The 12,521-nt window shown below is 38.7% G+C and carries 14 protein-coding genes; 10 read left to right on the top strand and 4 right to left on the bottom strand.

Features of this window, described 5'->3' with window-relative positions; genetic code table 11:
* The first annotated feature begins 2 nt into the window (after positions 1 to 2).
* The gene (locus BLR37_RS03800; RefSeq protein ID WP_090764694.1) at positions 3 to 1,013 is read left to right on the top strand and encodes a PorP/SprF family type IX secretion system membrane protein; all 1,011 of its coding nucleotides are present in this window, start codon (positions 3 to 5) and stop codon (positions 1,011 to 1,013) included.
* 225 nt (positions 1,014 to 1,238) lie between these two features.
* On the opposite strand, the gene rpoN is transcribed toward BLR37_RS03800, so the two are convergent.
* A complete protein-coding gene (gene rpoN, locus BLR37_RS03795; protein ID WP_039476292.1) occupies positions 1,239 to 2,711 on the bottom strand; it encodes an RNA polymerase factor sigma-54 in 1,473 nt (490 codons plus the stop codon).
* Positions 2,712 to 2,873: 162 nt separating this feature from the next.
* On the opposite strand from rpoN, the gene mscL reads away from it, so the two are divergent.
* Positions 2,874 to 3,311 carry a large conductance mechanosensitive channel protein MscL gene (gene mscL, locus BLR37_RS03790; RefSeq protein WP_090764691.1) on the top strand — a complete coding sequence of 146 codons (438 nt, stop codon included), beginning with the start codon at positions 2,874 to 2,876 and terminating at the stop codon, positions 3,309 to 3,311.
* 41 nt (positions 3,312 to 3,352) lie between these two features.
* Here the strand turns inward: mscL and BLR37_RS03785 are convergent, their stop codons facing one another.
* Entirely contained in the window at positions 3,353 to 4,225 is an 873-nt protein-coding gene (locus tag BLR37_RS03785; protein WP_090764688.1) for a ChaN family lipoprotein, read from the bottom strand.
* Positions 4,226 to 4,356: 131 nt separating this feature from the next.
* Here BLR37_RS03785 and BLR37_RS03780 point away from each other — a divergent pair, with 131 nt between their 5' ends.
* From BLR37_RS03780 to tsaB, 8 genes are all read left to right on the top strand, one after another.
* Positions 4,357 to 5,118 carry a LiaF transmembrane domain-containing protein gene (locus BLR37_RS03780; protein WP_090764685.1) on the top strand — a complete coding sequence of 254 codons (762 nt, stop codon included), beginning with the start codon at positions 4,357 to 4,359 and terminating at the stop codon, positions 5,116 to 5,118.
* Between the two features lie 22 nt (positions 5,119 to 5,140).
* The gene (locus BLR37_RS03775; protein WP_090764682.1) at positions 5,141 to 5,482 is read left to right on the top strand and encodes a DUF4288 domain-containing protein; all 342 of its coding nucleotides are present in this window, start codon (positions 5,141 to 5,143) and stop codon (positions 5,480 to 5,482) included.
* The gene (locus BLR37_RS03770; RefSeq protein ID WP_244154586.1) at positions 5,479 to 6,540 is read left to right on the top strand and encodes a sensor histidine kinase; all 1,062 of its coding nucleotides are present in this window, start codon (positions 5,479 to 5,481) and stop codon (positions 6,538 to 6,540) included. The genes BLR37_RS03775 and BLR37_RS03770 overlap by 4 nt, the downstream gene beginning before the upstream one ends.
* Entirely contained in the window at positions 6,518 to 7,252 is a 735-nt protein-coding gene (locus BLR37_RS03765) for a LytR/AlgR family response regulator transcription factor (protein ID WP_090764679.1), read from the top strand. The genes BLR37_RS03770 and BLR37_RS03765 overlap by 23 nt, the downstream gene beginning before the upstream one ends.
* A 440-nt stretch (positions 7,253 to 7,692) precedes the next feature.
* The gene (rpmH, locus tag BLR37_RS03760; RefSeq protein ID WP_010601723.1) at positions 7,693 to 7,851 is read left to right on the top strand and encodes a 50S ribosomal protein L34; all 159 of its coding nucleotides are present in this window, start codon (positions 7,693 to 7,695) and stop codon (positions 7,849 to 7,851) included.
* A gap of 66 nt (positions 7,852 to 7,917) precedes the next feature.
* Positions 7,918 to 8,316: a ribonuclease P protein component gene (locus BLR37_RS03755; RefSeq protein WP_090764675.1), complete on the top strand. Its 399-nt coding sequence runs from the start codon at positions 7,918 to 7,920 to the stop codon at positions 8,314 to 8,316.
* Positions 8,300 to 8,530, top strand: a complete 231-nt coding sequence (gene yidD / locus BLR37_RS03750; protein ID WP_039476271.1) for a membrane protein insertion efficiency factor YidD — start codon at positions 8,300 to 8,302, stop codon at positions 8,528 to 8,530. Before BLR37_RS03755 ends, yidD begins: the two co-directional genes overlap by 17 nt.
* A gap of 242 nt (positions 8,531 to 8,772) precedes the next feature.
* The gene (gene tsaB, locus BLR37_RS03745; RefSeq protein WP_090764672.1) at positions 8,773 to 9,468 is read left to right on the top strand and encodes a tRNA (adenosine(37)-N6)-threonylcarbamoyltransferase complex dimerization subunit type 1 TsaB; all 696 of its coding nucleotides are present in this window, start codon (positions 8,773 to 8,775) and stop codon (positions 9,466 to 9,468) included.
* Here tsaB and BLR37_RS03740 read toward each other — a convergent pair whose 3' ends face one another.
* Complete coding sequence (locus tag BLR37_RS03740; RefSeq protein ID WP_090764669.1) at positions 9,469 to 10,878, bottom strand: DUF5723 family protein; 1,410 nt, start codon at positions 10,876 to 10,878, stop codon at positions 9,469 to 9,471.
* Between the two features lie 31 nt (positions 10,879 to 10,909).
* Complete coding sequence (locus BLR37_RS03735) at positions 10,910 to 12,478, bottom strand: hypothetical protein (protein WP_090764666.1); 1,569 nt, start codon at positions 12,476 to 12,478, stop codon at positions 10,910 to 10,912.
* Between the last annotated feature and the right edge of the window lie 43 nt (positions 12,479 to 12,521).

Genomic DNA, 12,521 nt, shown 5'->3' with positions numbered 1-12,521 from the left:
AATTGAAGAAGCTCCTCACTATATTAACGCTTTTAGCCTCGCTTAATGCTTTTTCGCAGCAGAAGCCTCAGTATACCCAATATATTTTTAACCAATACTTGTTAAATCCGGCACTCTCGGGCATCGAAAATTACATCGACTTTAAAGGAGGGTACCGTAAACAATGGTCGGGGATTACCGATGCGCCGCAAACTTCTTTTGTATCAGCTCACTGGGCGCTGGGCGATAATCAGTTATGGAGTAACGCACTTACATCTTTCCCTGAGCAAACGGGAAACCCGATGGACCGGAATTATATGCAGAATTACATGTCGTCGCCAGCACATCATGGCATGGGAGTAACGGCAGTGCTCGATAAAACCGGACCGGTAAAAAGGTTGGATGCGAATGTAACCTATGCTTACCATTTACAGTTGAGTAACAATTTTAACCTCTCAGCAGGTGTTGCTGCGGGGATTTCGAGTATTTCATTAGATGTTAATGCTTTAACCTTCGATACGCCATATGATCCGGCCTTAAACAGGGCTTTGATCAATCAGGTAAAACCCGATTTAAGTATTGGATTGTGGCTGTATGGCGCGCGGATGTTTGCCGGTATATCCGTTCAGCAAATTTTACCTCAAAAGTTAAGCTTTACAGGCGAAAACAGCTATAATTTAGGTAAAGAAGTACCACATTACTTTGCTACAGCGGGCTATAAGTTTTTTGTTGATGATGAGATTTCAGCTATCCCTTCGGTTATGGTTAAATACGTTTCGCCTGCACCAGTATCGGTCGATCTGAATATGAAATTAGCCTTTAAAGATAAAGTTTGGCTGGGAGGGAGTTACCGCAAAGATGATTCATTTTCGGCAATGGCCGGATTTAATATCGGTAAAATGGTAAATCTGACTTATTCGTATGATTTTTCTACTTCTGCACTTAACCAGGTAAGCAATGGTAGCCATGAAATTGTTTTGGGCTTAATGCTAAATAATATCTATAAAGTACCTTTGTACATTAAGATGTGGTAATTCAGTTATCAGTTATCAGTTGGCAGTTTGCAGTTTACAGTTCGCAATTCAAAAAAATCAAGAAATCGTCCTCGTTTGTCACGAAGTGATTCCTTTGGAATAACGAGGATGAATGAGAAAGGCGATTGTATCGCCAAAGGATTCGCTACATAGCATTGTAAATGCTAACCTCGATGATATATAGCACAATAACTGCAAACTGTTAATTGAAAACTGCGAACTGTACTAAAGTTCTTTCCTTAACCTGGCTACCGGGATATTCATCTGTTCGCGGTATTTCGCAACTGTTCTTCTGGCAATATTGTAACCTCTTTCTTTTAGTATTTCTGTTAGTTTTTCGTCGGCAAGTGGTTTACGCTTGTCTTCGTTACCAATGCAATCTTCCAGAATTTTTTTAACCTCTTTGTTCGAAACTTCTTCTCCGTTTTCGGTTTGGATTGCTTCTGAGAAGAACGATTTTAATAAGAAAGTACCAAACTCAGTTTGTACATATTTAGAGTTGGCCACACGAGATACGGTTGAAATATCCATATCAATCTTGTCCGCAATATCTTTCAGGATCATGGGACGCATTTTACGCTCATCGGCCGTTAAAAAATACTCGTACTGATAATGCATAATTGCATTCATGGTTTTCAGGAGGGTTTGCTGACGTTGTTTAATGGCATCAATAAACCATCTTGCCGAATCGAGCTTTTGCTTTACAAACTGAACGGCTTCTTTTAGTTTTTTATCTTTTGATGCAGCCTTATCGTAATGCTCGAACATTTCCTGGTACGAGCGGCTAACTTTTAATTCGGGTGCGTTTTTTGAGTTCAGGGTCAAAATCAGTACACCATCATTATTGCTGATGTGAAAATCGGGGATAATCTGCATCTGCTTGGTAGTTACCTGATTGGCGTCGCCAGGTTTAGGATTTAAGCGCAAAATCTCGCTCACTACCTCTTTAAGTTCTTCGCTATCCAGGCCTAAACTTTTTTCCAGTTTATCGTAATGTTTGCGGGTAAATTCATCCAGATAGTTTTCTACCACATTCATCGCTTTAATGATGATTGGGTTATGTGCGTCTTTCCTTTTCAGCTGAATCAACAAACACTCTTTAAGGTCTCTGGCACCTATGCCCGGAGGGTCGAAGCTTTGAATCAGTTTTAACATTTCGAGCACATCCTCTTCTTCAACCATTACATTCTGCGAAAAAGCAAGATCATCGATCATTGAGCCCAGCGGACGACGTAAATAGCCATCATCATCTAAACTGCCAATAATCTGTTTACCAATAATAAAATCCTGGTCCGATAGCGGGATGAGGTCTAACTGCTCTTGTAAACTTTCAAAAAAAGTACTTTCAATGGCAATAGGCGTTTCTTTCTTCTCTTCATCGTCGTCGCCGTTATTATAATTGGTACTGTAGTCGTTAGCCGAGTCGTCCTGCAGGTAATCATCCACATTAAACTCATCCATGCTGGTGTCTTCCGATGATTGTTCGTAATCATCAGGACCATCATTTAAATCATCATACTCACTTTTTGGCTCATCCTGAGTCATTAAACTAGGATCTTCCAAAGCCGGATTTTCTTCCAGTTCTTCTTTTACACGCGTATCTAAGGCAACAGTAGGCACCTGCAACAGCTTAATAAACTGTATTTGCTGGGGTGATAACTTTTGTAATAATTTTTGTTGTAAGTGTTGCTTTAGCATAGTATATATAAAAGAATGGGCAAAAATAAACAATAGATTTCAGATATTCTGTTGAATTAGCCTAAATGCTATTGATATGTTCGGTTTTTAAATTATTTCCTAAACATTTGGATTCAAATTAAAGTTTGTTAATTTTAATAAAAAACTAAAACTTAATTTAAAATGGGATTTGTAAAAGAATTTAAAGAATTTGCTATAAAAGGCAATGTAATGGATCTTGCTGTCGGTGTAATTATCGGTGGCGCCTTCGGAAAGATAATCGACAGTGTAGTTAATGACTTGGTGATGCCTGTTGTTGCTGCGATTATCGGTAAGCCTGATTTTAGTAATTTATACGTTGTACTGCGCGGAGCCGTACCAGAAGGAACAGCACTGGCTGATGCCAAAAAAGTAGAGGGTGCTGCAATTTTTGCTTATGGTAACTTTATTACCGTAGCTATAAATTTCTTTTTATTAGCGTTGGTTATTTTCTTAATGGTTAAAGCAATTAACCAAATGAAACGTAAAGAAGAAGCTGTTGCAGCAGCTGCACCACCAGCACCAACAAAAGAAGAGGTACTTTTGACCGAAATAAGAGACTTGTTAAAAACAAAAGCATAATCAAAAAAAACGCTGCAGATTCGTCCCATCTGCGGCGTTTTTTAATAGCTCCTCTTTACAGCCGGGTCGGTAATAATAATGTAATCGCCCAGGTTTTTAAACTTTTCCCAATCCGGATTAGTAAAGCTCTGATCTGAAAACGAAGAAATGTTCAATATTTTTAGTTTCGGGTTGGCCTGAGCCAGTTTAGCCAGTGTACCCAGTTTTTCATCACTGTGAAAGCGGCCATTAAGCTGCAGTATCTTAAATCCTTTATTTAGTTTAGCAAACTTACCTATAGACCAGGCCATGGTCGCATCCCACAAATTTTGTGTCTGGTAAATTTTCATCGATCCCATGTTATGCCCGCCTAAGGTTTCGGTAAATTTATCGTAATACCTGCCCTGTGCCGTATCGATTGGGAGCGGAGGTAAAAAGTTGAGTGAGCTTTTAGGCAGGTTATCCAGTGCTTTTAAACCATTCATGGTAACTGCGTTGCTGTAGCGTGCAGCTGCGTTTGCAGCAATAACAGGTAGCTTTTGCTGTTTGGCTTGTTCTACCAAAGGTTTGTAGTCTTTGTAATTTCCCCAGGCGCGACCTTCTTTAATGAAGTTTTTTTCCGAAATCAATCCAGCCAGGTACTCATTTACTACGGGTTGCACATCGGTATGAAACATCTCTAAAGATAATGCGGCTTTTTGAGGATACCTGTTGCTTAACTTTTTGAAAATCTCGGCTTCGAGGTAATGCCCAACCGAATCGTTGTGATCTTCGCCAAAGAAAAGCACATCAGCCCGGTCCATATCTGTAATCAAATCATCAAGGCTGATTGTTTTTTGCTTTCTGGTATCGAAAATTTTATAATGGCTATTTATGTCTTGTGCGTAGAGTTTGCCGCAAAGCCCCAGACTGATAATAATAAGGAGGATTTTCATATTTCAAAATAACAAAATAATTTTCACCGACAAAATAAGGCTGCTTACCGCCATTTATCCAATTCCTGCACTTGTCGTATAGGCTGATGTCTGGCTGATATATACTTTTGATTATTAAATAACAGGACACAATGGAAAATCTCAATATAAACGAAAATAGCCATATTAAAAACTCAGGACGGGTTTGGAGTGGCGTAATCATAGTGGTAATCGGACTAGCTTTTTTACTGGATAATATAGGGTTCGATATTCCAAACTGGATCATTAGCTGGTCTAATTTTTTAATCGTGCTGGGCCTTTTTATCGGGGCACGCCGCAACTTCAGAGGCATAGGCTGGTTGATCTTAGTATTAATCGGAGCTTACAATACCCTCGATAACATGGGGCTCGATTTCGATTTCTCGAAATATGCCTTAGGAGCAGGCTTGGTAATAGTTGGGGGCTTTTTGATCTTCAGGCCTAAAAACTCATTTAAAGATGGCGGCTTGTTTGGCAGGCGCAAAAATGATAAGATCGATTCTACCACCTTTGGTTATGATAAAACAGCAAATAATAACGATATTATAGATGTGATGGCGGTTTTTGGTGGTAGTCATCAAACTGTTTACTCTAAAAATTTTCAAGGTGGCGATATTACTGCCGTTTTTGGTGGCGCTGATATTGTAATGACCCAGGCCGATTTTTCGGAAACTGTTTCACTTGATGTAACCGCCGTATTTGGTGGCATTAAATTAATTGTGCCGCCAAACTGGGCCATCAAATCGAATGTAACCGCACTATTTGGTAGTGTTGAAGATAAACGTGCCCATACCATGCCGATAAGCGAAATGCAGAAAACGCTGATTTTAAATGGTACAGCCTTATTTGGAGGAATAGAGATTAAAAGTTTTTAATGTGATATAAAATCATTTGCCTATGAAGTGGTTTGCTGTAAATTGTATTTATCAGGTAATTTGTGGCGACGGAAAACATGCGCCGCAATTTAACGAGCAAACGCGTTTAATACAGGCTGTTGGGCAAATGGAGGCCCTCGATAAGGCCAGATTAAATGCAGTAAATTTTAACCCACCCTTTGATAACTGTAAAGGAGAAAAAGTGGTGTGGAGGTTTATCGGGGTAGGGGGAATATCAGCAGTAGAAGAACCTGCTGATGGTGCGGAGGTTAGTTCGAGTATTGTTGAGCCGGAATCGGTTGATCAATACCTCGAAGCGCTTAAACACCGCAATCAATCATTAACTAATCAAAAACTGTTTTGACAACTAGACCATTATCCGTTCCACAGATACAAAAAACATCACTCTCCTTTGCGGTAGTTTGGGTGATATTGTGTGCTGTCGGATTGCATTATGTCGTAAATTTTTCGTGGTGGATCGCGATTACAGATAGCCTCATTAATAATATTTTATTGGCGCTGGCCTGTGTCGGAATCAGCAATATGCTGGGCTATTATCAGCCCAAAAATGAGCGGATCCTGTATGTGCTCATTATTACTATTGCACTCACCTTTGTAATTATTTATGCCGCAAAATATTCTTTGCTGTACATCTTCGCCGATTACACAGAATACAAAGACTTTTATAATTTTTCTTTCGCTTTTCGTGGCTTAATCTCCTTTATGTGTTTAGGCTGGTGTGCGCTGGCTAATATTTTATGGTACCGTTTAGAGGAGCAATCAGAAACACACGAAAGACTGTCGGCAGCTAAAAACCTGGCCAAAGAGGCCGAGTTAAATAAGTTAAGGCACCAGTTACAGCCGCATTTCCTTTTCAATAGTTTAAACTCAGTTTTTGCGCTAACAATGGTTAATCCTAAAGAAGCTGGTGTAATGATTACCAAACTGGCAGCCTTTTTACGCGGTACACTGAAACGCGACGATGAATTGTGGGTTTCTGTCGAAGAAGAAATGGAGTACATTCAATTGTACCTTGATATTGAGAAAGTAAGGTTTAGCCACCGGTTAAACATAGAGGTAAATGTAGCTGAAGATACCCTGAATCTTTGCCTGCCGGGTACCTTATTGCAGCCAATTGTAGAAAATGCCATTAAGTTCGGGCTATACAATACCTCTGCCGGTATTACCATTAAGATTGATGTTACTGTTGATCAGAATTTACTGTCGCTACGTGTACAAAATCCTTTCGATCCTGAAATGAAGGCTGCCGGGGGCACAGGTTTTGGTTTAAGTGCCATTAAACGGAGGTTATATCTGTTATTTGCGAATACCCATCTGTTACAGACCGATATTGAGGCAAATAATTTATATATTACCACCCTAAAAATTCCACAAAAAAATGATCAGAACAATACTAATTGATGATGAACCTTTAGCTAGAGATATTGTAAAATTCTATCTTTCCGATCATGCTGAAATAGAGATTGTTGCCGAATGTGGAGATGGTTTTGAAGGTTTAAAAGCGATTACCCAACACAAACCCGATCTGATTTTTCTGGATATACAGATGCCAAAAATCAGTGGTTTCGAAATGCTCGAGCTGGTTGAAGATAAACCTGCTGTAATATTTACAACTGCTTTTGACGAGTATGCCATTAAAGCTTTTGAAGTAAATGCTGTAGATTATCTGCTTAAGCCAATCGATAAAACCCGTTTTGACGCTGCGGTTAAAAAAATACCTGCCAAGTTAAACCAGACTGAAAATACCGAAGCTGTTTTAGATGCAGCTGCACTAAGCCCCGCACAAAACAATAGGGTAGTGGTTAAAAAAGATGGAGTAATTAAAATTATCCCGGTGGCCGATATAAACTACCTGGAGGCCGACGATGACTATGTAAAACTCAGCACCATTGAAGGTGTTTACTATAAGAATAAAACCATGGCTTATTTTGAGCAAACGCTCGATGCAAGTCAGTTTATCCGTATACACCGCTCGTACATCATTAACCTGGCGCAGGTAACCAAAATTGAACTTAAAGAAAAAGATAGCTATGTCGTGCTGCTAAAATCAGACATCTGGCTGCCTGTGAGCAAAACAGGTTATGCAAAATTGAAGACAGCTTTGGGATTGTAAGAGATAAGTTTAAAAGATAAAATAGTGAATAAAATATACTACCGTATTCTTTTGGGCGCTAGCATATTTGGACTCTTTCTTTTTGCATTTGGTATTATAAATACCATGGTGAGCTTAAAATATGAAACGGATGGTGGCAGTGATTGCATTTCCAAAATAACAGGAGATAATCTATGTCAATCTATTGTGCGAATGAAAACTTATTTGGGAATTTCTGCTCTATTGGCTTTGGCTCTGCTAATTTTTAAAAGAAGGATTTTAGGTGTCCGAAGCTAATGCAACGATCTTTTAGTGATTATAAGAAGAGATACAGCCCGTTTTTCAAAAGAATTATTACATTTGCAGCTAAATAGAAAAAATAATAATTAATCACTCTTGCATTTGTAGAGAAATCGCTTTATATTTGCACCTCTTAATTTTACAATAGATAATATACAGTCATGAAAAGAACATACCAACCTTCGCAAAGAAAGAGAAGAAACAAACACGGCTTCCGCGAAAGAATGGCAACAGCTAACGGCAGACGAGTATTAGCATCACGTCGTGCTAAAGGAAGAAAAAGATTAACAGTTTCTGACGAACGCAAGCATAAAGCATAATTTTTGATTGCTTTTCCGTAAAACCGGAATTGGCAGATCAAAATCTGCAGTTATCAATCAAAATATATGTACACATTCAGAAAAGAAGAACGGTTATGCAGCAGGAAACATTTAGACCTGTTGTTTAAAAACGGTTCTTCTTTTTTATTATACCCTTTTCGGGTTTCCTATCTTTTTATCGATCAGCCAGCCGATGTACCGGCGCAGGTAGTGATCAATGTTCCAAAAAAAAGATATAAGCGCGCAGTTGACCGCAACTTGCTTAAACGCCGTATCCGAGAGGCTTATCGCCTTAACAAACAAAGCCAGTTATACCTGCCATTACCAACTGATAAGGGATTGCTGTTATTTTCCATTCAATTTGTAGGGAAAGATAAGTATGCATTTCCTTTTATCGAGAAAAAACTCATTGCTACATTTAAGCGATTCCAAAACTTAATTCAGCCCAATGAAGTTCATCAATAAACTGTTTGGTTGGTTCTTTTTAGGCTTGATAAAAGTGTACCAATATGCTATTTCGCCTATGTTGGGCGCAAATTGCAGGTTTACACCAACCTGTTCGCAATATGGGGTAGAAGCCATTAAAAAATACGGGCCCTTTAAAGGTGGCTGGATGGCACTAAAAAGAATTGGCCGATGTCATCCCTGGGGTAAACACGGGCATGATCCAGTACCGTAGTGTTTAGTTGTTCATTAGTCATTAGTTCATTAGTCAATAGCTCATAGTTTATAGTAGAATCCAAACTGAAAACTGACAATTGCAAACTGAATTATGCGATTAGTTCTTCTCATCGTACGATCTTATTGATAATTGGTTATTGAGTATTGGTGATTAGTTTATAGCATAATCCAATTGAAAACCGCGAACTGGTAACTGCAAACTGACTCCGCACTTCTGACTAAAAAACTTATCTTTGCAGCATGGCTAAAATACTTCAAATAGAAACAGCTACAGCGGTTTGTTCAGTTGCTTTATCGGTTGATGGGAAAACAGTTTCAGTGAAAGAAGAAAGCGGGCAAAATCTGCATGCCAGTAAGCTCACCCTGTTTATTGATGAAGTATTAAAAAGTGCCGGTGTTAACTACAACGAGCTCGATGCCATTGCGGTAAGTAAAGGCCCCGGATCTTACACGGGTTTGCGTATAGGAGTTTCTACTGCGAAAGGTTTATGTTACGCCCTGGATAAGCCTCTAATTGCCATCGAAACGCTAAAAATGATGGCAACAGGTTTCCAGTCAGAAAACCCAGGATATATCGGGCTAATTTGTTCGATGATTGATGCGCGCCGTATGGAAGTTTATACTTCAGTTTTTGACAACAATTTGAATGTACTTTTACCAACTGAGGCCAAAATTATCGACGAAACCAGTTTTGCTGATTTGCTGGCCACAGAACAAATTACTTTCCTGGGCGATGGCGCAGCAAAATGTGCAGCCGTTTTAACGCACCAAAATGCCTTGTTCAATACTGCTAATTTTAATGCTGCAAAATATATGTCAGCATTGGCAGAAACAGCATTCCAGCAAAAAAACTTCGAGGATGTGGCTTATTTCGAGCCTTTTTACCTGAAGGACTTCGTAGTTACCCAATCTAAAAAACAACAGGTACAGCCTTAATTACCTTCTTTTAAAGATCGAGAATAAGCTTTTAAAGAAACTTCCGCCTTCATTATCGTTAATGCCAGGCATAACATCGCTAAATTGCGGGTGGTTAACCACATTCCCGAATTTAATGCCTACACCCATATAAAACGATGCCCCATTTGGCCCGCTTCCTACGGTAGCATCATTTCTGATTGTACCAATAGTTTGAAAGCTGGTGGCAACCAAATTATCCGTGCCTAAAAATAATTCGAAATTTGGGGTCTGGTATTTTACTTGTGCGCCAACCATAAATACCTGGTTCAAATTGTATAAAGGCGTAACACTGGCCGAAAAATCGTTGGCTATAAAAGTATTTACAAAAGCGATATCGCCGCCTTTGTAAAACAAATTCTTCGAAACTGCTAAAGCTGGTTTATAGAAGCCATAACGTTTAGATACAAATACATCAATTTTGGCATTTGTAGGTGCCAGAAACTTTTTGCTTTGTTCTGATAATAGAAAGATGTCTTCAATTTCCTGATTGGTATTGGACTGGTTGTTCTCGAGGTCTTCGATTATTTTCGATTGATCTACCGTATTTCTGTGTGTATTGCTACGCCACCAGATAAAACCGAGGTCTTTAATATTGGCCATTAAAAACAATCCTTTTTTTGTGGTATAGTTAGTGCCAAAACCTAATGATAAGCCTGGGTTTTTAAAATTAGGAAAGAACGTTTTTTTATCTACTTCGTTAAAATCAGAAAAATTAGCTGAATAAGTACCTCTCAAGCCAATCAGCATGGCCGATGCATCCGGATCAATATAGAGATAAGAATCCTTAATATCCAGTTTGTTATAAACCATACCACTCAATAAACTGGCTTTTAAGCCAAATGCAAGGCGTTTATCCCAATTTTCGCGGTAAGTAAAGCTAAACTGGTGGTAAGTTTGCTGATATCCCTTAGTATCGAATATACCAGTGTATTCTCTGCCCGGCGTAAAGCGTTCATACGAATCGAAAATAGCCAGTGTTTCGTTGGTATAATCGATATGGGCATCCGATCTGATTTGCCAGGCAAAGCCCATTTCTTTCTGGTATTTATACGATTTAAAAAGGCGGAACGCAGCAACATAAATATTGCTGTTTTCGAAGAAATGGTTAACCTCACCAGTGCCCAAAGGTAACCCTTCAGTATCCCAGGTGCCCTCTTGTGTTAATTTGCGGATCACATATTTAGAGCTCCCTTTATTAATGGCATTGGTGCCAAAATAGGGCAGGAAGAAGTTGGAAGAAAATTTTCGTGACGAATCTAAAGTGAACGATTTCTGAGAGGGGTTTTCGAATGCATCAAACATCGTTTTTGAGCCAAAAAGCGCATATTGCTGAGCATTTGCTACCCCGATACCAGCTACTGCCAGTAACGTAAGTAAAAGTTTCTTCATGTAAATTAGTTCTTGGGGACGGTTCTTTTTATTAACGGTTGCTTAGTGAATCTGGTATTTCTGGTTTTAAATATTTGTTTAAGAGTAAGTTGGTAATAAATTTGTCGCGATCGGCACTCATCTGATAACAAAAAGTATCGAAACTTTTTAAACCACTATCAGCCCTTAAATGTTTGTAAAAAGGTTGTTGGATGTTATCCTTGAAAATACCCGTCGAATTTTTGGTGTTGATGTAATAACTCACATTCGAAGTGTTCGAAATCTGGTTTACCGCATCTAAATATTCGGGGGTTTGTATTAAAAGCCTGTTATTTTTGTAATTGTTCAAAAATACCTGGATGGTACTCGCGTTATTGGCTACAATTAAATTATTATCAATGATGGTGTAATAGGGCCTTCCGAATTTTTTAAAAGGCTCGCCGAAATAGCTGAATAAAATATCGGCTGATTTAAAAATCTTAATGTCTTCATTGTAATCTGCACTTACTTCCAGTAGCAGCTGCCGTACCTTTTCACCATTGCTCAAGGCAATTGCACCCAGTTTTTCGGTTGTACTCAATTGAAAGGTTACAAATTGATTTTTGGCGTAAGCCGGAAAAACCGTATTCAAATCAACCCTGTACTGATCTTTAATGCGTTGGATTACGCTACCGGCCTGCTCAAAAGTTTTATTTTGCTCTTGCCAGGTACTTAACTTTGCCGACCATTTGGTGTAATCATCAAAGGCATACAGTACATAACTGGCTGTATTATCGGGTAAAATATTTTGTATGGTCGTATTTTGTGCAGGTGTGTTTTCGAACAATTTAAGGTAATTGTTGGGGTCTTTTAGCAGCGTATTTCCGTTAAACAGGATTTTTTCTTTACTGAAATTGTAACTGAGGATGGCATAACTGTTTTGTTTATCAAATACAGCAATTTCGCCATTAATATTACCGGCAATAATGCTTTTGAGCAATAGCGGGGCCTGGTTAAAGTTAATGTAAACATGCGCCAGCACATTTTTAATCTGATGATTATTTTCTTTAATAAACTCAGTAAAAGGATTTTCGCTTAAGCGGATGCTTGCATCTTTAATCAGTTTTAGCGAAGTAGATACCGTTATCACTTGGTTTTGTACCCCCATATAAACCGAGAGGCTATCATTTACTTTAATGCTGTAAATATCTTTTGAGGTTTGGCCAATTGCCTTTTTCGATTTTAACTGATCGTAAAACTTTTTAATGTCGTTTTCGGGCGAAATCTGAATGGTGATCAGAAAGTTTAAGGTCTTATTCGTATCAGGCAATACGCTAATGTAAATTTGCTGATCTTTAATGAATTTGTTGAGTGCGTTATCGTCGATGATACTTTTTTTTAACTGGTTGAGCAGGTTCATTTTATCCTGACCCAAAACCTGTTGAATCAGTTGCTGACCCTCCATAATATTATAAAAGCCCTTATCGTTCTGAAATGAAAATACCAGCGCTGCATTATTGGTGGCCGATTGCAGGGCCAAATCTTTTGCATTATTTTCAATCCCTAATCTCGAAAAATAGAGGTAAGCCATTAGGGCTACACCTAAAAATAAAGCGCTTGTTAGAATTATGATCTTTTTCATCTGCTGTGCAACAAATTTAATTTATTACATTGATTAGTGAGAA

This window comes from Pedobacter soli (assembly GCF_900101435.1).
Lineage (GTDB): Bacteria > Bacteroidota > Bacteroidia > Sphingobacteriales > Sphingobacteriaceae > Pedobacter > Pedobacter soli.
This window is presented reverse-complemented; position numbering and strand designations above follow the sequence as displayed.